A 24,900-nucleotide genomic window follows, 5' to 3' on the forward strand; every position below is an offset into this window, starting at 1 on the left:
GTTACCCGCCGGTGGCCGTGCCATTCCCGGTGCGCACGTCTCTTTCGGGCGATTGCCGCGGTCGTCCCGGCACTCTAACTTGCTTGCGCAGTGCGGGAATTGCCCGCTCCCGACGCAGATTGGGCTGGACTTTCATGACGACTTCGGTGGAACCGGATTCCGGCAGCGGCGACATGACGCAGCAGCAGCAACTCAGCCTCGCGACCTCGGCCGCGCGGAAACTCGCCACCACCACCAAGACACCCCCGCAGATGCAGGGCATCACGTCCCGCTGGCTGCTGCGGGTGCTGCCCTGGGTGCAGGTCTCCGGCGGTACGTTCCGGGTGAACCGGCGGCTCAGCCACACCCTGGGCGACGGCCGTGTCGAGTTCGACGACACCGGTTCCGGGGTGCGGGTCATCCCCGCCGAGCTCACCGAACTCCCGCTGCTCCGGGGCTACGACGACCAGCTCGTGCTGGAGGCGCTCGCCCAGCGGTGCGAGCAGCGGGACTTCGGGCCCGGTGAGACGCTGGTGGAGGCCGGTACCCCCGCTGACCAGCTCGTGCTGGTCGCGCACGGCAAGCTCCAGCAGGTGCGCGAAGGCAAGTACGACCAGACCACCGTCCTGGGCGTGCTGGCCGACGGCGACTACGCGGGCGACCAGGAGCTCGCCGGTGAACAGGGCACCTGGCAGTTCAGCCTCCGCTCGCTGACCAGCGGCACCGTGCTGACCCTGAGCAGGCCGGCCTTCGAGGAGGTCTTCGGGCGCTCCGACAGCCTGCGGGAGCACCTGGAGTCGGCCCGTGCCGCGGTGCCGCGGCAGGGCACCACCCGGGACGGCGAGGCGGAGATCGCGCTGGCCTCCGGGCATGTGGGCGAGCCGTCGCTGCCGGGCACCTTCGTCGACTACGACCCGGGCCCGCGGGAGTACGAGCTGAGCGTGGCGCAGACCGTGCTCCGGGTGCACACCCGGGTCGCCGACCTCTACAACGAGCCGATGAACCAGCTCGAGGAGCAGCTCCGGCTGACGGTGGAGGCGCTGCGTGAGCGCCAGGAGCACGAGATGGTCAACAACCGGGAGATCGGGCTGCTGCACAACGCCGCGCTGCAGCAGCGGCTGCACACCCGGTCCGGCCCGCCCACCCCGGACGATCTGGACGAGCTGCTGGCCACGGTGTGGAAGGACCCCAGCGTCATCCTGGCGCACCCGAAGGCGATCGCCGCCATCGGACGTGAGTGCAGCAGCCGCGGCGTGCACCCGCACACCGTCGACTTCCAGGGCCACGCGGTGCCTTCCTGGCGCGGAATCCCCATCCTGCCGTGCGACAAGATCCCGGTGTCGCCGACCGGCAGCACCTCCGTGCTGGCGATGCGCACCGGGGAGAAGGCACAGGGCGTCGTCGGTCTCCACCAGACGGGTATTCCCGATGAATACCAGCCCGGCCTCTCGGTGCGTTTCATGGGCATCAACGAGAAGGCCGTCATGTCCTATCTGGTGAGCGCCTACTATTCCCAGGCGGTGCTCGTGCCGGACGCCCTGGGAATTCTCGAGGACGTCGAGATCGGCTACTGACCCGGCACCCCAGGGAAGGTTTCTCCTCATGAGCCCCCGTCCCGATTCCCCACTCCGGACCAGCCTCTCCACCCGGGCCGCCCGCAAGCTGGCCGGAACCACCAAGACGCCCCCGCAGATGCAGGGCGTCTCGCCGCGCTGGCTGCTGCGGGTCCTGCCCTGGGTGGAGACCACCGGCGGCACCTTCCGGGTGAACCGGCGGCTCACCCACACCCTGGGCGACGGGCGGGTGGAGTTCGTGTCCACCGGCACGGACGTCCGGGTCATCCCCGCGGAGCTGCGGGAGATCCCGCTGCTCCGCGGGATGGCCGACCCCGCGGTGCTGGAGGCGCTCGCCGGCCGCTGCGTGCAGCGGGAGCACGCCGCCGGCGAGACCCTCGCCACCGCCGGCGCCCCGGTCGACGAACTGCTGCTCCTCGCCCACGGCAAGGCGGAACGCCTGGGGGAGGGGCGCTACGGCGGCCCGGCCCGGCAGGGCGTCATGGCCGGTGGCGACCACGCCGGCGACAGCTCCCTCACCTCGCGGGCCGGCACCTGGCCGCACACCCTCCGCACCCTCACCCGCTGCACGGTCCTCGCCCTGCCCCGGGCCGCCTTCCAGGAGGTCGCCGGCCGGTCCGCCGCCCTGCGCGCCCATCTGGACGCCCACCTCTCCCGGCCCGTCCCCCCGCAGAACAAGCGCGGGGAGGCGGACATCGCGCTGGCCTCCGGGCACGTGGGTGAGGCGCTGCTGCCGGGCACCTTCGTGGACTACGACGCCGGCCCCCGGGAGTACGAACTGGGCGTCGCCCAGACGATCCTGCGCGTGCACACCCGGGTCGCCGACGTCTACAGCCGGCCCATGGACCAGGTGGAGGAGCAGCTCCGGCTGACCGCGGAGGGACTGCGGGAGCGCCAGGAGCACGAACTGGTCAACAACCCGGAGTTCGGGTTGCTGCACAACGCCGCGCTGCAGCAGCGGCTGCAAAGCCGGCACGGCCCGCCCACCCCGGACGACCTGGACGAGCTGCTCGCCCGCCGCCGCAAGACCCGGTGTCTGCTGGCCCACCCGCGCACCATCGCCGCGATCGGCCGCGAGCTCAGCCGACGCGGCCTGTACGCGCCGGAGGCCGAGCTGGAGGGGGTACGGGTGCGCACCTGGCGCGGCGTGCCGCTACTGCCCTGCGACAAGATCCCGGTCGTGGACGGCACCAGTGCGGTGCTGGCGATGCGGACCGGGCAGAAGGACGAGGGCGTCGTCGGGCTGCGTCAGACCGGCCTCCCGGACGAGTACCGCCCGGGGCTCAACGTCCGGTTCATGGGTATCGACGAGAAGGCCGTCGTCTCCTATCTGGTGAGCGCCTACTTCTCCGTGGCCGTGCTGGTCCCCGACGCGCTCGGGATCCTGGAGGACGTGGAGGTCTGACGGGCCCGGCGGGAAGGCGCCGCACCGGCCGCCGCGGCACCGGCCGCCGCGGTCGGTCCGGTGCCGCCGCGCCGCCGCCGGCCGGCCCGCCCCGGCGGCACCGGGCGGAGGTCAGCCGACCCAGGCCCAGTCGGCCACCTCCGGCAGGTCGGTGCCGTGCTCCCGGATCCAGCGGTGGTGGCGGCTGCGCACGTCCGCCATGGACTGGCGCAGCCCGGCCGCCCGTACGGACAGTCCCGGCACCCGGTCCAGCACGTCCATCACCAGCCGGTAGCGGTCCAGGTCGTTGCGCACCACCATGTCGAAGGGGGTGGTCGTCGAGCCCGACTCCTTGTAGCCGCGCACGTGGAGGTTGTCGTGCACCGCGCGCCGGTAGGCGAGCCGGTGCACCAGCCACGGATAGCCGTGGTACGCGAAGACCACCGGGCGGTCACGGGTGAAGACGGCGTCGAAGTCGGCGTCCCGCATGCCGTGCGGGTGCTCCGACGGCGGCATCAGCCGTGCCACGTCCACCACGTTGACCACCCGTACCGCCAGGTCGGGCAGGTGCTTGCGCAGCAGCGAGGCCGCGGCCAGCGTCTCCTGGGTGGGCACGTCGCCCGCGCAGGCGAGCACCACGTCCGGTTCCCGCCCGTGCCGTTCGGTGCCGGCCCAGTCCCACACGCCCAGGCCGCGGGCGCAGTGCTCCCGGGCCTCCTCCAGGCCGAGCCAGTCGAAGCAGGGGTGCTTGCCGGCGACCACCACGTTCACCGTGTCGCGGGTGCGCAGCACCTCGTCGGTCACGCAGAGCAGGGTGTTGGCGTCCGGAGGCAGGTACACCCGCACCACGTCCGGGCTCTTGTTGAGCACGTGGTCGACAAAGCCCGGGTCCTGGTGCGAGAAGCCGTTGTGGTCCTGGCGCCAGGTGTGCGATGTCAGCAGGTAGTTGAGCGAGGCGACCGGGCGCCGCCACGGCACCTCCCGGGCGCTGTGCACCCACTTCACATGCTGGCTCGCCATGCTCCCCACGATGTGTGCGAACGCCTCGTAGGAGGCGAACAGCCCGTGCCGGCCGGTGAGGACGTAGCCCTCCAGCCAGCCCTGGCACAGGTGCTCGGAGAGCACCTCCAGCACCCGGCCGTGCCGGCCCAGATGCTCGTCCGTCGGGAGCTGCCGCTCCTGCCAGCCCCGGGGGGAGGCGCCGTAGACGCCGTCCAGGTGGTTGGAGTCCGTCTCGTCCGGTCCGAAGACGCGGAAGTCGCGGCGCCCGGCGGTGGCGGAGAGCAGCTCGCCGAGCAGGCCGCCCAGCACCCGGGTCGGCTCGTGCGCGGTCGTACCCGGCCGCTGCACCGGCACGGCGTGCGGCTCCAGTTCCGGCAGCGGCAGCGGGCGCAGCAGCCGCCCGCCGTTGGCGTGCGCCCCGGCGCCGAGCCGCCGGTCGCCGTCGGGCACACAGGAGAGCACCTGCTCCACCGGCCGGCCGCGGTCGTCGAAGAGTTCCCCGGGGCCGTACGAGCGCAGCCACCGCTCCAGCAGCCGCAGCCGTTCCGGGTCCTCCCGCACCCCCGGCAGCGGGATCTGGTGCGCCCGCCAGGTGTCCTCCACGGGCAGCCCGTCGAGATCGGCCGGACCGGTCCAGCCCTTCGGCGTGCGCAGCACGATCACCGGCCAGTGCGGCCGTTCGCCACCGGTGTTGTCGGCGCGTGCCGCGCGCTGGATGCCGGCGATCCGGTCGAGCGCGCCGTCCATCGCGGACGCCATGTCGCGGTGCACCCGGGCGTGCGGGGTGCCCGGCTCGGCACGTACGTGGACCGGGTCGTAGCCGTAGCCGCGCAGCAACGCGTCCAGCTCCTCCTCGGGGAGCCGGGAGAGCACGGTCGGATTGGCGATCTTGTAGCCGTTGAGGTGCAGCACCGGCAGCACCGCGCCGTCGTGCACCGGGTCCAGGAAGGCGTTGGCATGCCAGGAGGTGGCCAGCGGGCCGGTCTCCGCCTCACCGTCCCCGATGACGCAGCAGGCCACCAGGTCCGGGTTGTCGAACGCGGCGCCGTAGGCGTGCGCCAGCGAGTACCCGAGTTCGCCGCCCTCCTGGAGGGAGCCCGGGACGTCCGGCGAGGTGTGGCTCGGCAGGCCGCCGGGCTGCGAGAAGGAACGGAACAGCAGCTCCATTCCGGTGGCGTCCCGGGGCGTGTCCGGGTTGAGCTCGCCGTAGGTGCCCTCCAGCCAGGAGCCCGCCAGCACGGCGGGCGCGCCGTGCCCCGGGCCCCACACGCAGAGCGCGTCCAGGCCGCGGTTCCTGATCACCCGGTTCAGGTGGGTGTAGACCAGACCGAGACCCGGGCAGGTGCCCCAGTGGCCGAGCAGCCGTGGCTTGACGTGCTCGGGTCGCAGCGGCTCGCTCAGCAGCGGGTTCTCGCGCAGATAGAGCTGGCAGGCCGAGAGGTACAGGAGCGCGCGCCAGTGGGCGTCGAGGCGCTCCGCCTCCGCGTCGGTGAGCTGGTCGGGAGTGGGCATGGAAGCCGGGTACCAGGGACGGAGGAGCTGACACCCGTGCGTCCCGGCGGCGCCCGCCCCCATCTGCGCCTCGCCTGCGCCGCCGTCGCGTCTCCGCCGTTCCCGCCGCGCCCTCACCATGTCCCCACCGTGTTCGGACCCGGCAGTCGTTGCCTGCCGCCGGGCGGTGCAGCACGATGGCGCATGTGCTGAATCCTTGGCTCGCCCTGGAGGCGGGAGCGGATCCGGCCGAGCGCACCAGGGCGTTGCTCCGCGCACACGAGGCCTTCCTCACCGGTGCCCCGGTCTCCGCGCCGGTCCGGCAGGTCGTCGCCGACTCCTGGCGCCGCTGCGCCGGTGCCCTCGTACGCCCGGAGAACGTCGCCCGGCTCGCGCTGACCGGCGCGGACCTCGCCGCCCACCGGGACGCCCATCCGCTGGCGCGGGTGATGCCGGTGGTGCGGGAGCTGCTCGGCTCGGTCGCCGACGACGGTGCGCATCTGCTGTCGGTGTGCGACGAACGAGGGCGGCTGCTCTGGGTGGAGGGGCATCCGCAGGTGTGCCGCAAGGCGGAGCGGATGAACTTCGTGCCCGGCGCCCGCTGGGCGGAGAGCGCGGTGGGCACCAACGCGCCGGGCACCGCGCTCGCCGTGGACCACGCGGTGCAGATCTTCACCGCCGAGCACTACTGCCGTCCGGTGCAGGCCTGGACCTGCTCGGCGGCGCCGGTGCACGATCCGGTGACCGGGCGGCTCCTCGGCGCCGTGGACATCACCGGCGGTGACCACCTGGCGGCCCCGCAGAGCCTCGCCCTGGTGCAGGCCACCGTACGGGCCGCCGAGTCGGCCCTCGCCGGTCCCGCCGCCGGGCGCCCCGGCGCCGCCGCCCCCGCCCTGCGGGCCCTGGGCCGCGACGAGGCGGTGCTGGACCCGGACGACGGCCGCCCGCCGGTACGGCTCGGGCGGCGGCACAGCGAGATCCTGTTGCTGCTCACCGCCCACCCGGACGGCCTGTCCGGCGACCGCCTGGGCCGGGAGCTGTACGGCGACCGCGACGTCACCCCGGTCACGCTGCGTGCCGAGATGTCCCGGCTGCGGCAGCTTCTCGGGCCGCTGCTGGCGTCCCGCCCCTACCGGCTCCGCCGGCCGCTGCGCACGGACTACGACACCGTGCGGGAGGCCCTGGCCGCGGACCCGGCCGGCGCACTCGCCGCCTACCGCGGCCCGCTGCTGCCGCTCTCCGAGGCCCCCGGCGTGGTCCGGCTGCGGCGGATGCTGGAGGACCGGCTCCGGCAGCGGCTGCTCGGGGCCGCCGACCCGGTGCTGCTGGAGGAGTGGGTGGGCACCCCCTGGGGCGAGCACGACCTGGAGGCCTGGGAGGCGTTGCTGGGGGCGGTGCCGGCCGGCGACCCCGTGCGGCCCCGGCTGGCCACCCGGGTGCGGGAACTGCGGGACGCCTTCGGGCTGCCGGACGCCTACCCACCGTGACCGCGGTGCGTCCCGCTGCAACGTCCCCGCAACCTCCCGGCGGCTAGCCTCTCCCGCGTCCGGCGCCCGGCACGGACTTCGTGCCGGTGCGCCCCATCCGCGTCAGCCGCGAGGGAGGCCAGGCACATGAGCCGTTACGCCGCACCCGGCACCGAGGGAGCCGTGGTCAGCTACCAGGCCCGTTACGACCACTGGATCGGGGGCACCTATGTCGCCCCCAAGCAGGGCGGCTACTTCGAGAACCCCACCCCGGTGACCGGGGCCCCCTTCACCGAGATGGCCCGCGGCACGGCCGAGGACGTCGAGCGCGCCCTGGACGCCGCGCACGCGGCGGCGCCCGCCTGGGGCCGTACGCCGGCCGCGGACCGGGCCCTGGTGCTGAACCGGATCGCCGACCGGATGGCCGAGCACCTGGAGCCCCTCGCGGTCGCCGAGAGCTGGGAGAACGGCAAGCCGGTGCGGGAGACCCTGGCCGCCGACATCCCGCTGGCGATCGACCACTTCCGGTACTTCGCGGGGGTGCTGCGCGCACAGGAGGGCACGCTCTCCGAGATCGACGAGGACACCGTCGCCTACCACTTCCACGAACCGCTCGGCGTCGTCGCCCAGATCATCCCGTGGAACTTCCCGCTGCTCATGGCGGCCTGGAAGCTCGCCCCGGCCCTCGCCGCGGGCAACGCCGTGGTGCTCAAGCCCGCCGAGCAGACCCCCGCCTCCCTGCACTACTGGATGAGCCTGGTCGCCGACCTGATCCCGCCCGGCGTCGTCAACATCGTCAACGGCTTCGGCGTGGAGGCCGGCAAGCCGCTGGCGAGCAGCCCCCGGGTCGCCAAGGTCGCCTTCACCGGGGAGACCACCACCGGGCGGCTCATCATGCAGTACGCCTCGGAGAACCTGAAGCCGGTCACGCTGGAACTCGGCGGCAAGAGCCCCAACATCTTCTTCGACGACGTCTCCGACGACGGGGACGACTTCTACGACAAGGCCCTCGAGGGCTTCACCATGTTCGCCCTCAACCAGGGCGAGGTCTGCACCTGCCCGTCCCGCGCGCTCATCCAGTCGGGCCACTACCGCAGCTTCCTCGCCGCCGCCGTCGAACGGACCGAGGCCGTCGTGCAGGGGCATCCGCTGGACACCGCGACCATGGTCGGCGCCCAGGCCTCCAACGACCAGCTCGAGAAGATCCTGTCCTATCTGGACATCGGACGGCAGGAGGGCGCCAGGGTGCTCACCGGAGGCGGCCGCGCCGAGCTCGGCGGCGAGCTGGAGGGCGGATACTACGTCCGGCCCACCATCCTGGAGGGCGGCAACCACATGCGGGTCTTCCAGGAGGAGATCTTCGGGCCGGTGGTGGCGGTGACCGGCTTCTCGGGGTTCTCCGACGCGGTCGAGATCGCCAACGACACGCTGTACGGGCTGGGCGCGGGCGTCTGGACCCGGGACGGCACCACCGCCTACCGGGCCGGGCGCGCCATCCAGGCGGGCCGGGTGTGGACCAACTGCTACCACGCCTACCCGGCACACGCGGCGTTCGGCGGCTACAAGCAGTCCGGCATCGGCCGCGAGAACCACAAGATGATGCTGGACCACTACCAGCAGACCAAGAACCTGCTGGTCAGCTACTCGCCGAAGAAGCTCGGGCTGTTCTGATGCCGCGCGTGGACCTCACCCCGGACGCCGCCGCGCTGCTGCGGCGGCTCGCCGGGCGGCACGGGCCGCTGATGTTCCACCAGTCCGGTGGCTGTTGCGACGGCAGCGCCCCCATGTGCTACCCGCGCGGCGAGTTCCGTACCGGCGACTCCGACGTCCTGCTCGCCGAACTCGCCGTGGAGGGCGTCCCCGAGCCGGTGCCCTTCTGGATCTCCGCGGCCCAGCACGAACGGTGGCGCCACACCGGGCTGACGGTCGACGTGGTCCCTGGGCGCGGCGCGGGCTTCTCGCTGGAGGCGCCCGAGGGCGTGCGGTTCCTCATCCGCTCCCGGCTGCTGGGCGCGGACGACGGCTCCTGAGCGGCGCCCCGGAACACCGCCGTGCCCGTGGACGGCGCGGGCACGGCGGTCCCCCTCTCCGCCGCGCCGGGCTGCACCGGCCGCGTCCCGGCAGGCCGTTCCCGCCGGTCCTCCCCGCGCTTCCGGCCGTCCCGCGGACGGCCGCGTGCGACTGGTGCCGGTCAGTACCCCCGGCCCTGGTACGGGCGGCCGTACGGATCGTCGTACGGCCCCGGCATCTGACGGGGAGCGGAGGGCCGCGGCGGAGCGACCGGGCGCATCTGCGGGTGCTGCTGCGGCTGCTGGGCGGCGCCGCCCGGATGCTGGCCCGGACCCGGATGGCCGCGGGGCGCGGCCTGCTGCTGCGGGATGTAGGGCGCGGGCGTCTGCTGCAGCGGCGTGGGCTGCGGCGCGGCGGGATACCCGTGCGGAGGGGTGTGCTGGGGCTGTGGCTGCTGGTGGTGGGCCGGCCCGGAGGGCAGCGCGGGCAGCGCGGCCGGGAGGGCGGGGAGCTGGCCACCCGTGTCGTACGCCGCGGGGACCCGGATCGGTGCGATCTGCGGAGTGCCCCGCTCGGCGACGAGCATGTCGTAGATCGGAGTGTCGGGGAAGGCAGGTGCAGCGTAGTAACCGCCGCCGTAGGTGCTGCGGGGGGAGGTCATGTCCATAAGTTAAGCCCACGATGTGCTGGTTGGGGAGCCCGATAAGAGGGTCATTTTGCGTGCTCGGAGTGGCCGCGAGCCGCCAACCCTCAGAAAGCAGGGGAAAACGGTCGTCAGGGAGCGTTGTGATCGGGTGAAGAGCGACTTTGCGCCACTGCCGGCGCGCCGGGGTGGGTAGGTTGGGCAGCGGCCGACGAGCAGGAGGGGGAGTCCCGATGACGATGAGCAAGGGCGCCAACGTCCCGGTGGCGGCAGAGGCCGTCCGGGTGGAGCTGGGCTGGGCGACCGGACCGGGGGTGCCGGAGGTGGACGCCTCCGCGCTGCTGCTCAGCGAGGGCAGGGTGCGCTCCGACGCCGACTTCGTCTTCTACAACCAGCCCGTGCATCCCGCGGGCGCCGTCCGGCACGAGGGCCGGAGCCCGCAGGGCGGCGCCGTCCGCGAGGCTCTGGCCGTGGACCTCGCCCGGGTGGAGCCCGGCGTGGACCGCATCGTGGTCGCCGCCTCCGCCGACGGCGGTACCTTCGGCGCCGTTCCCGGCCTGCACGTACGGGTCCTGGACCCGGCCGGCGCCGAACTCGCCCGCTACGACAGCGCCGACGCCTCCACGGAGACCGCCTTCGTGCTGGGTGAGCTCTACCGGCGGCAGGGCGGCTGGAAGTTCCGCGCGGTGGGTCAGGGGTACGCCAGCGGGCTGGCCGGGCTCGCCACGGACTTCGGCATCAGCGTCGACGAGCCGCAGACGGCACCCGCCCCCGCGGCCCCGGCGCCCGCCGCTCCCGCGCCGCCCGCGCCCGCCCCCGCGCCCCCGCCGGCGTCCCCCTCCGCACCGCCGCCGGCCCCTGCGCCCGTGCGGCTCAGCAAGGTCACCCTGACCAAGGAGGCCCCCTCCGTCTCCCTGACCAAGCAGGGCGGCACCTCGGGCGCCCTGCGGGTCAACCTCAACTGGGAGGTGCAGAAGCAGTTCTCGGGCTGGGGCCGCAAGCTCGGCCGGGCCATGGCCCTGCACAACGACCTCGATCTCGACCTGTGCGCGCTCTACGAACTCGCCGACGGGCGCAAGGGCGTCGTGCAGGCCCTGGGGAACGCCTTCGGGGCGCTGCACCAGCCGCCGTACGTCCATCTCGACGGCGACGACCGCACCGGTGCGGTGTCCACCGGTGAGAACCTCACGGTCAACCTCGACCACGTCCACGATCTGCGCCGCATCCTGATCTTCGTCACCATCTACGAGGGCGCCCGCAGCTTCGCCGGCCTGCACGCCACCGTCACCCTCCAGCCCCAGCACGGCGCGCCCGTCGACTTCTCGCTGGACGAGTGCACGGTGCCGTCCCCGGTGTGCGCCCTGGCGCTCCTCACCAACCAGGGCGGCGACCTCGTGGTGCAGCGGGAGTCCCGCTACCTGATCCCGGAGCGCGGGGTCAGCCCGCAGCGCACCGTCGACCACGCCTACGGCTGGGGCATGCAGTGGACCCCCGGCCGCAAGTGAGTTCCCGTCCGCCCGCTGCGGGCCGGCCGGGGCCCCGCCCGCCGGGCCGCCCCGGTCAGCGGTAGGTGCGGCCCTTCCAGGCCGCACCCCGCCCGCGGTGGTGCCGCACGGCGGAGTCCACCGTCATCGCCAGGTAGAGAGCCGCGGTCAGCGGCAGCGTGACCGCGGTCCACACCGGCTGCCGGTAGTAGCGCAGCATCGGCACGTAGGTCGCCGTCATCACCGCCCAGGCGGCGGCGCCGGCCACCGAGCCGGTCAGCGCCGCGGCCGGCGGCAGCAGGTAGAGCACCGCCAGGCCGGCGACGGTCCCCGCCAGCAGCGGCGGGCTGTACCGCAGTTGCGCGTACGCGCTGCGCGTCACCATGCGCCACAGCTCCGGCAGTCCCGCGTACGGCCGTACGCTCCGCACGCCGTCGGCCAGGCCCAGCCACACCCGCCCGCTCCCGGACCGCTTCACCGCCCGGGCCAGCGACACGTCGTCGATCAGCGCACCGCGGATGCTCTCCGGAACCTGCGCGCGCTCGGCCGCCGCCACGCTCAGCAGCACACAGCCTCCGGCCGCGGCCGCGGTACGCGCCTGAGGCCGGTTCACCCGGCGGAACGGGTAGAGCTTGGCGAAGAAGTAGACGAACGCCGGGACGAGCAGCCGCTCCCAGCGGCCGGCCACCCGCAGCCGCGCCATCAGCGAGACCAGGTCGTAGCCGCCGGCGCAGGCCGCGCTCACCAGGTCCCGCAGCGAAGCGGGAGCGTGGGCGATGTCGGCGTCGGTGAGCAGCACGTACTCCGCGCCGGTGCGGGAGCGGGCCGCCGCCAGCCCCTGCCGCACCGCCCACAGCTTCCCCGTCCAGCCCGGTTCCGGGGGCCCGGCGGGCACCACCGTCAGCGGCAGCCCGCCCGGACGCGCGTCCGCGAGCGCACGCGCCAGCTCACCTGTCCCGTCGCGGCTCCCGTCGTCGACCAGGAACACCTCGGCGTGTCCCGGATAGCGCTGGCCCAGCAGCGAGGGCAGGCTGTCCGGCAGCACGGCGGCCTCGTCCCGGGCGGGCACCACCACCGCCACGTCCGGCCACCGCGGTGGCGCGCTGCGGCGGGGCAGCCGGGTACCGGTGTGCCAGTAGCGGCCGTGGCCGAGCAGCAGCCACAGCCAGGCCGCCAGGGGGACGAACGGAGCCCAGGTCGGCAGGGCGGTCGGCAGGGTCACCCGGCGCAGTGTGCCGCACGGCGGGCGCCGGGCGTGGGAGCCGTGCGGGGCATCGTCTAACATTCCTCCGTGAAGATCGCGCTCGTGGACTCCGGCATCGGGCTGCTCGCCGCCGCCGCGGCCGTGCGCCGGCTGCGGCCCGACGCCGATCTGGTGCTCTCCTCCGACCCCCGCGGCATGCCGTGGGGACCCCGCGCGCCCGAGGACATCGCCGCCCGCGCGCTCGGCTGCGCCCGGGCCGCCGCGGCACACCGGCCCGACGCGCTCATCGTCGCCTGCAACACCGCCTCGGTCCACGCGCTGCCCGCCCTCCGGGCGGAGCTGGAGCCGGCCGTGCCGGTGGTCGGCACGGTGCCCGCGGTCAAGCCTGCGGCCGCCGGCGGCGGCCCGGTCGCGGTCTGGGCCACCCCGGCCACCACCGGCAGCCCGTACCAGCGTGGGCTCATCGCGGAGTTCGGGAACGGCGCGCGGATCGCCGAGGTGCCCTGTCACGGGCTGGCGGACGCCGTCCAGTCGGGTGACGAGGCCGCCATCGACGCCGCGGTCGCCGCGGCCGCCGCGCTCACCCCCGCGGGCACCCGGGCCGTGGTGCTCGGCTGCACCCACTACGAGCTGGTCGGCGAGCGCATCCGGCGGGTCGTGGCGGCCGCCGGGGACGGCGCGGGGGCCCGGCTGCCCGAGCTGTACGGCTCGGCCCGCGCGGTCGCCGCCCAGGCGCTGCGCCGGGCGGCCGGGCCGGCCCGCGGGCGCACCGGTGGGGGCGGTCTGGCGGTGCTGCTCAGCGGCGTCACCGGCGAGCTGCCGGGCGCGGCCGTCACCTACGCCGAGGGACGCCTGCTCGCCGTGCCCGGCCCGGCGCACACGGCCCGCCCGGACGGGGCGGCCCGTACGGCCGGCAGCACCGCCGGCCCCGCACGGCGGGGCGGCGGGTGACCGCCGCCCCGCGGCTCCTGACGCGCCGCACGGCGACCGGGACGTAGAGTCGGCGCATGGCCATCCCCGAGTTCATCCGAGCGCTGCGGGCCACTGCGGGCCGGCAGCTCCTTTTCCTGCCGGGCGTCAGCGCCGTCGTGCTGGACGACGCCGACCGCGTGCTGCTCGCCCGCCGGGCGGACACCGGGCGGTGGGCGCTCATCGGCGGCATCGCGGAGCCGGGGGAACAGCCCGCGGACACCGTGGTGCGCGAGGTGCAGGAGGAGACGGCCGTGCAGTGCGTGCCGGAACGGATCATCCTGGTGCAGGGGCTGGAGCCGGTCCGCTACCCGAACGGTGACCGCTGCCAGTTCGTGGACGTCTGCTTCCGCTGCCGCGCGGTGGGCGGCGAGGCCCGGGTGAACGACGACGAGTCGCTGGAGGTCGGCTGGTTCGCGCAGGACGCGCTGCCGCCGCTGGAGGAGTTCGCCCTGCAGCGGATCAAGCAGGCGGCCGACGAGGGGCCCGCCTGGTTCGAGACGTCCGCGCCGCCCCCGGACTGACGCCGCCCCCGGACGACGCCGCCCGGCCGGGCTTCCCGGCCCGGCACGTCCGGCGGCAGCCGGTCAGGCGCCCCAGCGCAGCCCCGGCGTCCGTACCGGCGCGTCCCACAGCCGGAGCAGCTCCTCGTCGGCCCGGCAGAGGGTCACCGAGGCGCCGGCCATGTCCAGCGACGTCACGTAGTTCCCGACCAGTGTGCGGGCCACCGGGACGCCGCGTTCGCCGAGCACCCGCTGGACCTCGGCGTGGAAGCCGTACAGTTCCAGCAGCGGGGTGCCGCCCATGCCGTTGACCAGCAGCAGCACCGGGCCGTCCGGCCGCAGCTCGGCCAGCACCGCGTCCAGCGCGGCGTCCGCGATCTCTCCCGAGGTCATCATCGGCCGCCGCTCACGGCCCGGCTCGCCGTGGATGCCGACGCCGAACTCCAGCTCGCCCGGCGGCAGGTCGAAGGTCGGCGTGCCCTTCGCCGGGGTGGTGCAGGCGCTCAGCGCGACGCCGAAGCTGCGAGCGGAGTCCGCGACCCGCCGGGCCAGCGACTCCACCCGCTCCAGTGGCGCCCCCTCCTCCGCGGCCGCCCCCGCGATCTTCTCCACGAAGAGCGTGGCCCCGGTGCCGCGCCGGCCGGCGGTGTAGAGGCTGTCGGTCACGGCGACGTCGTCCTCCACCAGCACCTTGCCCACGCGCACCCCCTCGTCCTCGGCGAGCTCGGCGGCCATGTCGAAGTTGAGCACGTCCCCGGTGTAGTTCTTCACCACGAAGAGCACGCCCGCGCCGCTGTCCACGGCGGCCGCTGCCCGGGTCATCTGGTCCGGCACCGGCGAGGTGAAGACCTCGCCCGGGCAGGCCGCGTCGAGCATGCCGGGCCCCACGAAGCCGCCGTGCAGCGGCTCGTGCCCGGAGCCGCCGCCCGAGACCAGGGCGACCTTGCCGGACACCGGTGCGTCGGCCCGCACCACCACCCGGTTCTCCACGTCCACCGTCAGTTCGGGGTGTGCCGCGGCCATGCCCCGCAGCGCATCCGCCACCACCGTCTCCGGAACATTGATCAGCTGCTTCATCGCGGGCTCCCTCGATCGGGTGCGGTCACGGACACCGCTCACTCAACCAGGTGTCCGCCGTGCGCGGAACGACACCGGCCCGGGGGGCCTTCGTGTCGCCTCCCGGCCCCCGGCACGCCCGCCCGGCTCCCTTCCGGGCGCCCCGGGGCCCGCGCGGCAGGGCGGCACGGTGGCCGCCGCGCCGCGGTGCGTGCTACCAAGAGCCATGCCCGCCGACGCCGCACCCCCGCCCGCCGCCGACGCCGCACCCCCGCCCGCCGCTCCCCGGAAGCCCCGCTACGACGTCGTGATCGTCGGCGGCGGGCACAACGGGCTCGTCGCCGCCGCCTATCTCGCCCGCGCCGGCCGCTCGGTGCTGTTGCTGGAGCGGTCCGGCCACCTCGGCGGCGCCGCCGTCTCCACCCGGCCGTTCCCCGGTGTCGACGTCCGGCTGTCCGCCTACTCCTACCTGGTCAGCCTGCTGCCCCGGCAGATCGTCACGGATCTCGGGCTGCGCGTCACCCTCCGCCGCCGGGCGGTGTCCTCCTACACCCCCACGATCCGGGACGGACGTCCCACCGGCCTGCTGATCGGCGCCGACGAACAACGCACCCGGGAGGCGTTCGCCCGCCTGACCGGCTCCGACCGGGAGTACACCGCCTGGCGGCGCTTCCAGGAGATGACCGGCCGGGTCGCCGCGCGGGTCTTCCCCACGCTCACCGAGCCGCTGCCCACCCGCGCCGAGCTGCGCGCCCGGGTGGACGACGACGCGGCCTGGCAGGCGCTCTTCGACCGCCCGCTGGGCGAGACGGTGGAGACCCACTTCGCCGACGACCTGGTGCGCGGCATCGTGCTCACCGACGCGCTGATCGGCACCTTCAGCCACGCCCACGACCCCTCGCTCCGGCAGAACCGCTGCTTCCTCTACCACGTGATCGGCGGCGGCACCGGCGACTGGGACGTGCCGGTCGGCGGGATGGGGGCGGTCACCGGCGCGCTCGCCGACGCGGCCCGCACCGCGGGCGCCGAACTCCTCACCGGCCACCCCGTGCACCGCATCGACACCGACGGACGCGAGGCGGCCGTGCACTACCGGGCGGCCGGCACCGAGGGCACCGTCGCCGCCCGGCGGGTGCTGGTCGGCGCGGCGCCCCGTACGCTCGCCGCGCTGCTCGGCGAGGACGACGGCGCCCCGGTCTCCGGCTCGCAGCTCAAGGTCAACATGGTTTTGCGCCGGCTGCCCCGGCTGCGGGACACCGCCGTCGACCCCCGGGATGCCTTCGCCGGTACCTTCCACATCGCCGAGGGGTACGGCCAGCTCGCCGCCGCTTACCGGCAGGCCGCCGCCGGGGAGCGGCCGGCGGCCCCGCCCTCGGAGATCTACTGCCACACGCTCACCGATCCGACGATCCTCGGGCCCGGGCCCGCCCGGGCCGGCTTCCAGACGCTCACCCTCTTCGGGCTGCTCACCCCCGGGGAACTCTTCCCGGACGTGCACACCGACCCGGCCGGGCACACCGACCCGGCCGGGCACGCCGCCCGCCGCCGGGAGCTGCTGGACGCCACCCTCGCCCAGCTCGACGCCCAGCTCGCCGAGCCGCTCGCGGACTGCCTGGCCGAGGACGCCGAGGGACGCCCCTGTCTGGAGGCGAAGGCCCCGGGCGACCTGGAGCGGGAGCTGCGGCTGCCGGGCGGGCACATCTTCCACGGCGACCTGTCCTTCCCGTACGCCGCCGAGGGCGACGGGCGATGGGGCGTGGAGACCCGGCACCCGAACGTGTTGCTGTGCGGCGCCGGGGCGGTGCGCGGCGGCGGAGTGAGCGGGGTGCCGGGGCACAACGCCGCGATGGCCGTCCTGGAGGCCGGCGACGGAGGGTGACCGCCGGCTGTACGGACCGCCGCCGGCGCTGCGGGCGACGCGCCCGTCCGCCCGCCCCGGCCGAGCGCGCCGGGTAACCGAGCGGTTTGGAAATCGTGGGTACGGCAATCCGGGAGGCACCGGGCGCCCCGCGCGGCCCCCGGTGAGGAGGTCCGTACCCGATGGAGACGGCGAACATCTTCGTACTCGGGCTCGACGAGAAGAATCTCCGGACGTTGCGGGACGTGCCGCACGCCGAGGAGTACCGCTTCCGTCCGCTGCTGGACAAGGAGGAGCTGCAGCATGGCGAGATCCGCATCACCGAGCTGATCGAGAAGGCACAGCGCCGGCTCGACGCCTTCGAGGGCCGCATCGACGCGATCGTGGGTTACTGGGACTTCCCGGTGAGCTCCATGACGCCGATCCTCTGCCGTCGCTACGGGTTGCGCGGCCCGCCGCTGGAGGCCGTGGCCAAGTGCGAGCACAAGTACTGGTCCCGGCTGGAGCAGCGCGAGGTGACCGACGCCTACCCGCGGTTCGCCCTCGTCGACCCGCACGGCCCGGACCGGCCGCCCGAGAGCCTGCGGTACCCGATATGGATCAAGCCGGTGAAGTCCTACTCCTCGGAGCTCGCCTTCCGGGTCGCGGACGACGCGGAGTACGCGCGGGCGATGGAGCGGATCCGGGAGGGCGTGGGCCGGCTCGGCAAGGCGTTCGACACCGTGCTGGAACGGGTGGACGCACCGCCCGAGGTCGCCGAGGCGGGCGGCACGGCCTGCCTGGCCGAGGAGGCCATGTCCGGTGTGCAGGCCACCGTGGAGGGCTACACCCGGGAGGGCCGGGTGCACGTCTACGGCATCGTGGACTCGCTCAACTATCCCGGCACGTCGAGCTTCATGCGCTACCAGTACCCCTCCTCGCTGCCGCCCGCCATGCAGCAGCGGCTGACGGAGATCTCGGAACGGGTCATGGAGCGCATCGGCCTGGACGACTCGACCTTCTGCATCGAGTTCTTCTGCCGGCCGGAGGAGGGCGACGCCTGCATCCTGGAGATCAACCCGCGGCACTCGCAGTCCCATGCCGAGATGTTCGAGCAGGTCGACGGCATCCCCAACCACCACTGCATGGTCAGTCTGGCGCTGGGCCGGGACCCGCACCTGCCGCACCGGCAGGGCCCGTACGCCGTCGCCGCCAAGTGCCACCTGCGGCACTTCCGTGACGGCGTGGTGCGGCACCGCGCCTCCGCCGCCGCGATCGAACGACTCCGGCGGGAGATGCCCGGCGTGCAGGTCGTCCCGGTCGTGGACGTGGGGATGCGCCTCTCCGAGGCGCCCACCGCCCACGACTCCTACAGCTACGAGCTGGCCCACATCTACGTCGGTGCCGACGACGAGGAGAGCCTGCAGCGCAAGTACGACCGCTGTGTCGCGGCACTCGACTTCCGCTTCGACGACGAGGAGGACGGCTGATGCGTGAGGTGACCTCACTGCCGTGCGCCATCAAGGAGGAGGAGCACTTCTGGATCCCCGTCTCGGACGGCACCCGGCTGGCGGCGCGCATGTGGCGCCCGGTGCCCTCGGACGACGAGCCGGTGCCGGCGGTCCTGGAGTTCATCCCCTACCGGAAGCGGGACCTCACCGCGTGGCGCGACTCCATCCACCACCCGTACATGGCGGGGCACGGCTACGCCAGCGTGCGGGTCGACCTGCGCGGCACCGGCGACTCCGAGGGCGTGCTCACCGACGAGTACACCGAGCAGGAGCTCTCGGACGCCGAGGACGTGCTCGCCTGGCTCGCCGACCAGCCGTGGTGCGACGGGAACACCGGCATGATGGGCATCTCCTGGGGCGGGTTCAACGCGTTGCAGGTCGCCGCCAGGCGCCCGCCGAGCCTGGGCGCCATCGTCATCTGCTCCTACACCGACGACCGGTACGCCGACGACATGCACTTCATGGGCGGGTGCATGCTCTCGGACAACCTCGCCGAGGCCTCCACCATGTTCGCCTCCACCTCCTGCCCGCCCGACCCGGCACTGACCGGCGAGCGGTGGCGGGACCTGTGGCTGGAGCGTCTGGAGGGCAGCGGCCTGTGGCTGCACGAGTGGCTCCAGCACCAGCGCCGTGACGACTACTGGAAGCACGGCTCCGTCTGTGAGGACTACCGGAACGTGCAGTGCCCCGTCTTTGGTGTGAGCGGCTGGGCCGACGGCTACTCCAACGCGGTGTTCCGGCTGATGGAGCATCTGGACGTGCCGCGTATGGGCCTCATCGGTCCCTGGTCGCACAAGTACCCGCACCTGGGCGAGCCCGGCCCGGCGATCGGCTTCCTCCAGGAGACCGTGCGCTGGTGGGACCGCTGGCTCAGGGGTGTGGAGAACGACGTGATGGACGAGCCCATGCTCCGGGTGTGGATGCAGGACAGCGTGCCGCCCTCCACCGCCTACGCCGAACGCCCCGGGCGCTGGGTGGGCGAACCCGCCTGGCCCTCGCCGCACACGCACACCGAGGAGCTGCCGCTCGCCCGTTCCCGCCTCGCCGAACCGGGCGCGGAGGTCGCCGAGGAGGAGCTGAGCATCGAGTCGCCGCTGTCCGTCGGGCAGTTCGCCGGCAAGTGGTGCTCCTACGCGGCACCGCCCGACCTTCCGTACGACCAGCGGGAGGAGGACGGCGGCTCGCTGGTCTTCGAGACGGAGCCGCTCACCGAGCCCACCGAGATCCTCGGCGGCCCCGTCGTGCAGCTCGACCTCACCGCGACCGAACCCGTCGCGATGGTCGCCGCCCGGCTCTCCGACGTGCACCCGGACGGCCGTGCGACCCGGGTCACCTTCGGCCTGCTGAACCTCACGCACCGGGAGAGCGACGAGACGCCGGAGGAGCTCGTCCCGGGGCAGCGCTACCGGGTGAACGTGCAGCTCAACGGCGTGGCGCAGCGGTTCCCCGCCGGGCACCGGATCCGGCTGTCCCTCTCCACCTCGTACTGGCCGCTGGCCTGGCCCCCGCCGCAGCCGGTGCGGCTGGGCATCGCCACCGGGTCGAGCCGGCTGCTGCTTCCGGTGCGCCCGGTCAGCGAGACCGACGAGGTCTCCCCGCGCCCGTTCGCCGAGCCGGAGGGCACCCCGCCGCTCGACACCACCCAGCTCACGCCGCGGGAGCAGCAGTGGAAGGTCTCCCGCGACCTGGTCGGCTACGGGTCCACGCTGGAGGTGGTGAAGGACACCGGCGTGGTCCGTTTCGACGACATCGACCTGGAGGTCGGACGCCGCGCCCACCAGCACTACGACTGGGTGGCGGACGACTTCGAGTCGGTCAGCGGTGAGACGGTCTCCACCATGACCTTCCACCGGGGCGACTGGCGGGTGCAGACGGTCACCCGGACGGTTCTCTCCTGCACCCGTAAGGACTTCGTGCTCCACGCCGAACTCGACGCCTGGGAGGGGGGCCGCCGGGTGTTCTCCAAGAACTGGGACCACACGGTGCCGCGCGACCACCTGTGACCCGGGGCGGGCCGGGGCGCCGGCCCGCCCCGGCCCGTGCGGGTCAGCGCTGGTCGAGGAGGCGCTGCTGCTTTCCGGCGGAGCGCTCCAGGGTCCCCGGTTCGGTGAGGTCGACGCCGACCGAGACGCCGACGCCGTCCTTCACCGCGTCCGCCAGCGCGGCTGCCGCCGCGGCCCGCTGCTCCGGGGTGGTGCCGGGTCGCGCCTCGGCCCGTACGGTGAGCCGGTCCAGGCGCCCCTCCCGGGTGAGCACCAGCCGGAAGTGCGGGGCCAGGCCCGGGGTGCGGAGCACGATCTCCTCGATCTGTGAGGGGAACAGGTTCACGCCGCGGAGGATGATCATGTCGTCGCTGCGGCCGGTGACCTTCTCCATCCGCCGGAAGGCCGGGCGGGCCGTGCCGGGCAGCAGCCGGGTCAGGTCCCGGGTGCGGTAGCGCACCACCGGCATCGCCTCCCGGGTGAGGGAGGTGAACACCAGCTCGCCGTGGGTGCCCTCGGGCACCGGGTCGCCGGTCTCCGGGTCCACGATCTCGGGGTAGAAGTGGTCCTCCCACACGTGCAGCCCGTCCTTGGTCTCCACGCACTCCTGTGAGACGCCGGGCCCGACCACCTCCGACAGTCCGTAGATGTCCACCGCGTCCAGCCCGCAGCGGTCCTCGATCTCCCGGCGCATCTCCTCCGTCCACGGTTCGGCGCCGAAGATGCCGGCCCGGAGCGAGGTGCCGCGCGGGTCGACGCCCTGCCGCTCGAACTCGTCCAGCAGCGTCAGCATGTAGGACGGCGTCACCATGATGACCTCGGGGGCGAAGTCCTGGATCAGCCGCACCTGACGTGCCGTCATCCCGCCGGAGGCCGGGATCACCGTGCAGCCCAGCCGCTCCGCGCCGTAGTGCGCGCCCAGGCCGCCGGTGAACAGCCCGTAGCCGTACGCGACGTGCACCCGGTCTCCCGGACGGCCGCCCGCGGCGTGGATGCTGCGCGCCATGACCTCGGCCCAGACCTCCAGATCCCGCGCGGTGTAGCCGGCGACGGTCGGCTGCCCGGTGGTCCCGCTGGAGGCGTGCAGCCGGCGCAGCCGCTCCCGGGGCACGGCGAACATGCCGAAGGGATAGTTCTCCCGCAGGTCGTCCTTGGTGGTGAACGGGAAGCGGGCCAGGTCCGCCAGGCTGCGGCAGTCCGCGGGGCGGACGCCCGCGGCGTCGAAGGACCTGCGATAGAAGGGCGAGTGCGCGTAGGCGTGCTCCAGGGTGGCGCGCAGCCGTTCGAGCTGAAGGGAGCGCAGCCGCTCCCGGGTGAGCCCGTCCCCGGCACCGATGGCCTCCCGGACCTGCATCCGATCACCAACCGATCATTCGGTAGCCGCTTTCCGGGCCAGCCAACAGCCCGGGCCCGCGCCCGTCAAGGCCCGGGTGGCGTCTCCGTGACCGGTCCGGTCTGCTCCGTCACCCGCTCGATGCGGTCCCGGACCCGGCGCATCCCGCGCAGCCAGCGATCGGTGTCGGCGGCCCGGTGCGCGTAGTGGTCGCCCACCTCGGGGTGGGGGAGGATGAGGAACCGGCCGTCCGCCAGCCCCTCCACGGTGACCTCGGCCACCTCCTCGGGCGTCAGCACGGCGCCGGTCAGGGCGGCCCGGGCGCCGGGCGGGGTGCGCTCGTACATGGCGGTGCGCACCCCCATGGGGCAGAGCGCCTGCACGGTGATCCCCCGGTCCCCGTGGGTCGCGGAGAGCCACTCCGCGAAGGCGAGGGCGCCGTGCTTGCTGACCGCGTACGGGGCGGAGTCGGCGTGCGTCAGCAGCCCCGCTGCCGAGACGGTGGCGAGGAAGTGCCCGCGCCCCCGCTCCAGCCACGGACCGAGCAGCAGTCGGGCGGCCCGCACGTGCCCCATGACGTTCACCGACCAGGTCTGCTCCCAGAGCCGGTCGGGAGCGTCCGCGCCGCCGCCGGGCTCCACGCCGGCGTTGGCGCAGAACAGGTCGATCTCGCCGAGGTGCCCGCGGGCGGCGGTGACGAGCGCGGAGACGCCCTCCTCGGCCGCGGCGTCGCCCGGGACGGCCAGCCCGCCGGTCTCCCGGGCGACGCGGGCGGCCGCCGCACCGTCCAGGTCGTTCACGACGAGCCGTGCGCCCTCGGCGGCGAACCGCCGGGCGAGGGCGGCACCGATACCCGCGCCCGCGCCGGTGACGACGACTCCGGTGTCCTTCAGTTGCACGATGTCCGGTCCTTGGGTGAGGAAGGGGAGGGTGGGCCGGCCGGGTGGGCCGGGGGTGTGCGGGTCACGCGTCGGCGACGCGGAGCACCAGCTTGCCGAGGTTGTCGCCCCGGAACAGCCCGAGCAGCGTCTCCGGGAAGGCGCGCACTCCGCCGTCCACCAGGTGCTCACGGGCCCGGAGTTCCCCGGAGGCGAGCCACCGCGCCATATCCTCCCGCGCCTCCGGGTAGCGGGCGGCGTAGTCGAAGACCACCATGCCGGTCATGGAGGCCCGGTTGACCAGGAGCGACATGTAGTTGGCCGGCCCCCGGACCGCCGTCTCGTTGTTGTACTGGGACACCGCGCCGCAGATGACGATCCGGGCGCCGCGCGCCAGCCGGGTCAGCACGGCGTCCAGGATGTCGCCGCCGACGTTGTCGAAGTAGACGTCGACGCCGTCCGGGGCGTGCTCGCGCAGTGCCTGACGGACGTCCTCGCTCTTGTAGTCCACCGCCGCGTCAAAGCCCAGCTCCTCCGTGAGATGGCGGCACTTGGCCTCGCCCCCGGCGATGCCGATCACCCGGCACCCGTGGATACGGGCGATCTGTCCCACCGCGCTGCCGACGGCTCCGGCGGCACCGGAGACCACGACCGTCTCGCCCTTCTGCGGGCGGCCGATGTCGAGCAGGCCGAAGTAGGCGGTCATGCCGGGCATTCCCAGGACGCCCAGGTGGACGGGGAGCGGCGCCTGCTCCGGGTCGATCCGGAGCACCCCCCGCCCGTCGGAGAGGCAGTACTCCTGGACGCCGAACATCCCCGTGACATGGTCGCCCTCGGCGAAGTCCGGGTGGCGTGAGGCCACGACGCGGCCCACCGCGCCCGCCCGCATGACGGCGCCGATCTCCACCGGCGGGATGTAGGACTTCCCCGCGTTCATCCAGCCGCGCATCGCCGGGTCCACCGAGAGGTGGAGCACCCGCACCAGCATCTCGCCCTCGGCCGGCTCGCCGGCCGGCTGCTCGGTGAACTCCCAGTCGGACTCGCGGGGCAGTCCCGCCGGGCGTGCGGCCAGCCGGAGCTGGAGGTTGGTGCGGGTCATGCGGTGTCTCCTCTGCGCTGTGCTCGGCCCGGCCGGCGAGGCGCGGATTCCGAGGCGCCGCACACCGACCAGTCGGTATGGTGCGGGCGAGCGTATGCCGTCCCGCCGCGTGAGGCAAGGGGCCGCCGGCACGCACGGCCACCGGCGGGCCCATGCGGCCGGGCCCGGGCGGTACGCCACCCGGGCCCGGCCGCCTCCGCCGTGCCTACTCGGTCACCGGTCCGAACTCCGCGCGGGTGTCCACCGGCTCCCCGAAGACCTGCCAGCGCTCCCCCTCGACCCGCATGAGCTGCATGGTCTCGATCGGGAAGCCGTCCTCCGGTCCGGTGGCCAGGGTGACGCCGGGCAGCAGCATCTTCACCTCGACGTCGTCGAGGTTCCGCACGGCGTCCCGCAGTCCCTCCCGCGTCGGGCACTCCATCGCCTCCAGCGCCCTGTGCATGCTGGCGGCCGCCGCCCAGCCGTACGCGTTGAACTGCACCGAGGGGTCGGCGTCCGGGGCGTACTTCTTCAGGGCCGCCCGGTACCGCTGCATCTCCGGGTCGTCCTTCCACTGCGGGTCCGCGGGGTCCTTGAAGTAGGTCGCGGAGACGATGCCCTGCACGTTCTCGAAGCCCACCGGCTTGATCACGCTGGTCGACGCCGAGACGTTGTTGACGATGTGCAGCGGGTCCCACTCGGGGTTCTTCGCGTCCGCCGCCAGCGCCTGGCTGCCGAACTTCGGCGTGGTGACGTTGAGCAGCACGTCGGCGCCGGAGCGGGCGAGGTTGCCCATCTGGGCGGCCACCGAGGGGTCCGTGACCTCGTAGCTCTCCTTCGCGACCACCGTGATGCCGGAGCCCTCGACCGCCTTCCGGAAGCCGCCGAGCAGTTCCTTGCCGAAGTCGTCGTTCTGGTAGAGGACCGCCACCTTCGCGTCCGGCTTCTCCTTCTTCAGATAGGCCGCGTAGACCCGGGCCTCGGAGATGTAGTTCGGCTGCCAGCCGATCGTCCACGGGTGCTCGTCGCTGGTGCCCCAGAGGGAGGCGCCGGTGGCGACGAACGGCTGCGGCACCTTGCGCTTGTTGAGGTAGTCCCGCACGGCCGCGGTCGACGGGGTGCCCAGCGTCTGGAAGACCGCGAAGACCTTCTCCTTCTCGACCAGTCTGCGGGTCTCCTCGACCGCCTTCGGGGGCTGGTAGCCGTCGTCGCGGACGACGAACTCGACCGTGCGGCCGTCGATGCCGCCCTCCTCCGCGTTGACGTGGTCGAAGTAGGCGCCGATCCCCTTGCTGATCGTGCCGTAGGCGGAGGCGGGACCGGACAGCGGGTAGACGCCGCCCAGCTTGATGCTGTCCTCGGTGATCCCGGTGGTCTGCTGGCCCTCGCAGGCGCCGTCCGCGGCGGAGCCTCCTTCGTCGTCGCCGCGCTGGGAGGAGCAGGCGGAGGTGGCGAGCAGCACGGCGCATCCCGCGGCGGCCGCGCGCAGAGCGGTGTTCTTGCGCATGCGGATCGG

At 73.9% G+C, this 24,900-nt stretch carries 19 protein-coding genes; 11 read left to right on the forward strand and 8 right to left on the reverse strand.

What is annotated here, in order from left to right:
* Positions 1-134: 134 nt before the first annotated feature.
* Together HOY81_RS15135 and HOY81_RS15140 are read left to right on the forward strand one after the other, a co-directional pair.
* On the forward strand, positions 135-1,553 hold the full coding sequence (locus HOY81_RS15135; RefSeq protein WP_237320885.1) for a family 2B encapsulin nanocompartment shell protein: 1,419 nt from the start codon (positions 135-137) through the stop codon (positions 1,551-1,553).
* A 28-nt stretch (positions 1,554-1,581) separates the two neighbouring features.
* Positions 1,582-2,958 (forward strand): family 2B encapsulin nanocompartment shell protein, encoded by a 1,377-nt coding sequence (locus tag HOY81_RS15140; protein WP_237320887.1) that lies wholly within the window; start codon positions 1,582-1,584, stop codon positions 2,956-2,958.
* A gap of 111 nt (positions 2,959-3,069) precedes the next feature.
* Here the strand turns inward: HOY81_RS15140 and HOY81_RS15145 are convergent, their stop codons facing one another.
* Positions 3,070-5,451 (reverse strand): phosphoketolase, encoded by a 2,382-nt coding sequence (locus HOY81_RS15145; protein ID WP_237320893.1) that lies wholly within the window; start codon positions 5,449-5,451, stop codon positions 3,070-3,072.
* Between the two features lie 185 nt (positions 5,452-5,636).
* Here HOY81_RS15145 and HOY81_RS15150 point away from each other — a divergent pair, with 185 nt between their 5' ends.
* The 3 genes from HOY81_RS15150 to HOY81_RS15160 all read left to right on the forward strand — a co-directional run bounded on the left by HOY81_RS15150 (position 5,637) and on the right by HOY81_RS15160 (position 8,926).
* Positions 5,637-6,917, forward strand: coding sequence for a helix-turn-helix domain-containing protein (locus HOY81_RS15150; protein ID WP_237320894.1), 1,281 nt, complete (start codon positions 5,637-5,639; stop codon positions 6,915-6,917).
* A gap of 126 nt (positions 6,918-7,043) precedes the next feature.
* Positions 7,044-8,567 carry an aldehyde dehydrogenase family protein gene (locus tag HOY81_RS15155; protein WP_237320896.1) on the forward strand — a complete coding sequence of 508 codons (1,524 nt, stop codon included), beginning with the start codon at positions 7,044-7,046 and terminating at the stop codon, positions 8,565-8,567.
* Complete coding sequence (locus tag HOY81_RS15160) at positions 8,567-8,926, forward strand: DUF779 domain-containing protein (protein ID WP_237320898.1); 360 nt, start codon at positions 8,567-8,569, stop codon at positions 8,924-8,926. Before HOY81_RS15155 ends, HOY81_RS15160 begins: the two co-directional genes overlap by 1 nt.
* Positions 8,927-9,087: 161 nt before the next feature.
* On the opposite strand, the gene HOY81_RS15165 is transcribed toward HOY81_RS15160, so the two are convergent.
* Complete coding sequence (locus tag HOY81_RS15165; protein WP_237320900.1) at positions 9,088-9,567, reverse strand: DUF6643 family protein; 480 nt, start codon at positions 9,565-9,567, stop codon at positions 9,088-9,090.
* 215 nt (positions 9,568-9,782) lie between these two features.
* On the opposite strand from HOY81_RS15165, the gene HOY81_RS15170 reads away from it, so the two are divergent.
* The gene (locus HOY81_RS15170; RefSeq protein ID WP_237320902.1) at positions 9,783-11,054 is read left to right on the forward strand and encodes a TerD family protein; all 1,272 of its coding nucleotides are present in this window, start codon (positions 9,783-9,785) and stop codon (positions 11,052-11,054) included.
* Positions 11,055-11,109: 55 nt separating this feature from the next.
* On the opposite strand, the gene HOY81_RS15175 is transcribed toward HOY81_RS15170, so the two are convergent.
* Positions 11,110-12,255 (reverse strand): glycosyltransferase, encoded by a 1,146-nt coding sequence (locus tag HOY81_RS15175; RefSeq protein ID WP_237320904.1) that lies wholly within the window; start codon positions 12,253-12,255, stop codon positions 11,110-11,112.
* A 69-nt stretch (positions 12,256-12,324) separates the two neighbouring features.
* Between HOY81_RS15175 and HOY81_RS15180 the strand changes: the two genes are divergently transcribed.
* Both HOY81_RS15180 and HOY81_RS15185 read left to right on the forward strand, forming a co-directional pair.
* Positions 12,325-13,188, forward strand: coding sequence for a glutamate racemase (locus tag HOY81_RS15180; protein WP_237320910.1), 864 nt, complete (start codon positions 12,325-12,327; stop codon positions 13,186-13,188).
* Between the two features lie 56 nt (positions 13,189-13,244).
* Entirely contained in the window at positions 13,245-13,730 is a 486-nt protein-coding gene (locus HOY81_RS15185) for an NUDIX domain-containing protein (RefSeq protein ID WP_237320911.1), read from the forward strand.
* Positions 13,731-13,793: 63 nt separating this feature from the next.
* Here the strand turns inward: HOY81_RS15185 and dhaK are convergent, their stop codons facing one another.
* Positions 13,794-14,786, reverse strand: coding sequence for a dihydroxyacetone kinase subunit DhaK (gene dhaK / locus HOY81_RS15190; protein WP_237320912.1), 993 nt, complete (start codon positions 14,784-14,786; stop codon positions 13,794-13,796).
* A gap of 205 nt (positions 14,787-14,991) precedes the next feature.
* On the opposite strand from dhaK, the gene HOY81_RS15195 reads away from it, so the two are divergent.
* The 3 genes from HOY81_RS15195 (at position 14,992) to HOY81_RS15205 (ending at position 20,116) form a co-directional block, all read left to right on the forward strand.
* Positions 14,992-16,644 carry an NAD(P)/FAD-dependent oxidoreductase gene (locus tag HOY81_RS15195; protein WP_237320913.1) on the forward strand — a complete coding sequence of 551 codons (1,653 nt, stop codon included), beginning with the start codon at positions 14,992-14,994 and terminating at the stop codon, positions 16,642-16,644.
* A 161-nt stretch (positions 16,645-16,805) separates the two neighbouring features.
* Positions 16,806-18,092 carry an acetyl-CoA carboxylase biotin carboxylase subunit family protein gene (locus tag HOY81_RS15200; protein WP_237320914.1) on the forward strand — a complete coding sequence of 429 codons (1,287 nt, stop codon included), beginning with the start codon at positions 16,806-16,808 and terminating at the stop codon, positions 18,090-18,092.
* Entirely contained in the window at positions 18,092-20,116 is a 2,025-nt protein-coding gene (locus tag HOY81_RS15205) for a CocE/NonD family hydrolase (protein WP_237320917.1), read from the forward strand. The genes HOY81_RS15200 and HOY81_RS15205 overlap by 1 nt, the downstream gene beginning before the upstream one ends.
* Before the next feature lie 43 nt (positions 20,117-20,159).
* On the opposite strand, the gene paaK is transcribed toward HOY81_RS15205, so the two are convergent.
* From paaK to HOY81_RS15225, 4 genes are all read right to left on the reverse strand, one after another.
* Positions 20,160-21,449, reverse strand: coding sequence for a phenylacetate--CoA ligase PaaK (gene paaK / locus HOY81_RS15210; protein ID WP_237320925.1), 1,290 nt, complete (start codon positions 21,447-21,449; stop codon positions 20,160-20,162).
* A 65-nt stretch (positions 21,450-21,514) separates the two neighbouring features.
* On the reverse strand, positions 21,515-22,330 hold the full coding sequence (locus tag HOY81_RS15215) for an SDR family oxidoreductase (protein WP_237320949.1): 816 nt from the start codon (positions 22,328-22,330) through the stop codon (positions 21,515-21,517).
* A gap of 61 nt (positions 22,331-22,391) precedes the next feature.
* The gene (locus tag HOY81_RS15220; RefSeq protein ID WP_237320926.1) at positions 22,392-23,405 is read right to left on the reverse strand and encodes an NADP-dependent oxidoreductase; all 1,014 of its coding nucleotides are present in this window, start codon (positions 23,403-23,405) and stop codon (positions 22,392-22,394) included.
* Between the two features lie 205 nt (positions 23,406-23,610).
* Positions 23,611-24,891, reverse strand: coding sequence for an ABC transporter substrate-binding protein (locus HOY81_RS15225; RefSeq protein ID WP_237320928.1), 1,281 nt, complete (start codon positions 24,889-24,891; stop codon positions 23,611-23,613).
* Positions 24,892-24,900 lie beyond the last annotated feature (9 nt).

Origin of the sequence: Streptomyces sp. JJ36, assembly GCF_021696945.1 — a bacterium.
In the GTDB taxonomy this organism is placed as follows: Bacteria; Actinomycetota; Actinomycetes; order Streptomycetales; family Streptomycetaceae; genus Streptomyces.

Excerpts from the sequence above, each read along its gene's own strand:
- HOY81_RS15165 (WP_237320900.1), bottom strand. The coding sequence starts at position 9,567 with ATGACCTCCCCCCGCAGCACCTACGGCGGCGGTTACTACGCTGCACCT.
- paaK (WP_237320925.1), bottom strand. The coding sequence starts at position 21,449 with ATGCAGGTCCGGGAGGCCATCGGTGCCGGGGACGGGCTCACCCGGGAG.
- HOY81_RS15145 (WP_237320893.1), bottom strand. The coding sequence starts at position 5,451 with ATGCCCACTCCCGACCAGCTCACCGACGCGGAGGCGGAGCGCCTCGAC.
- HOY81_RS15135 (WP_237320885.1), top strand. The coding sequence starts at position 135 with ATGACGACTTCGGTGGAACCGGATTCCGGCAGCGGCGACATGACGCAG.
- HOY81_RS15205 (WP_237320917.1), top strand. The coding sequence starts at position 18,092 with ATGCGTGAGGTGACCTCACTGCCGTGCGCCATCAAGGAGGAGGAGCAC.
- HOY81_RS15195 (WP_237320913.1), top strand. The coding sequence starts at position 14,992 with ATGCCCGCCGACGCCGCACCCCCGCCCGCCGCCGACGCCGCACCCCCG.
- HOY81_RS15170 (WP_237320902.1), top strand. The coding sequence starts at position 9,783 with ATGACGATGAGCAAGGGCGCCAACGTCCCGGTGGCGGCAGAGGCCGTC.
- HOY81_RS15160 (WP_237320898.1), top strand. The coding sequence starts at position 8,567 with ATGCCGCGCGTGGACCTCACCCCGGACGCCGCCGCGCTGCTGCGGCGG.
- HOY81_RS15155 (WP_237320896.1), top strand. The coding sequence starts at position 7,044 with ATGAGCCGTTACGCCGCACCCGGCACCGAGGGAGCCGTGGTCAGCTAC.
- dhaK (WP_237320912.1), bottom strand. The coding sequence starts at position 14,786 with ATGAAGCAGCTGATCAATGTTCCGGAGACGGTGGTGGCGGATGCGCTG.
- HOY81_RS15200 (WP_237320914.1), top strand. The coding sequence starts at position 16,806 with ATGGAGACGGCGAACATCTTCGTACTCGGGCTCGACGAGAAGAATCTC.
- HOY81_RS15225 (WP_237320928.1), bottom strand. The coding sequence starts at position 24,891 with ATGCGCAAGAACACCGCTCTGCGCGCGGCCGCCGCGGGATGCGCCGTG.
- HOY81_RS15220 (WP_237320926.1), bottom strand. The coding sequence starts at position 23,405 with ATGACCCGCACCAACCTCCAGCTCCGGCTGGCCGCACGCCCGGCGGGA.
- HOY81_RS15140 (WP_237320887.1), top strand. The coding sequence starts at position 1,582 with ATGAGCCCCCGTCCCGATTCCCCACTCCGGACCAGCCTCTCCACCCGG.
- HOY81_RS15185 (WP_237320911.1), top strand. The coding sequence starts at position 13,245 with ATGGCCATCCCCGAGTTCATCCGAGCGCTGCGGGCCACTGCGGGCCGG.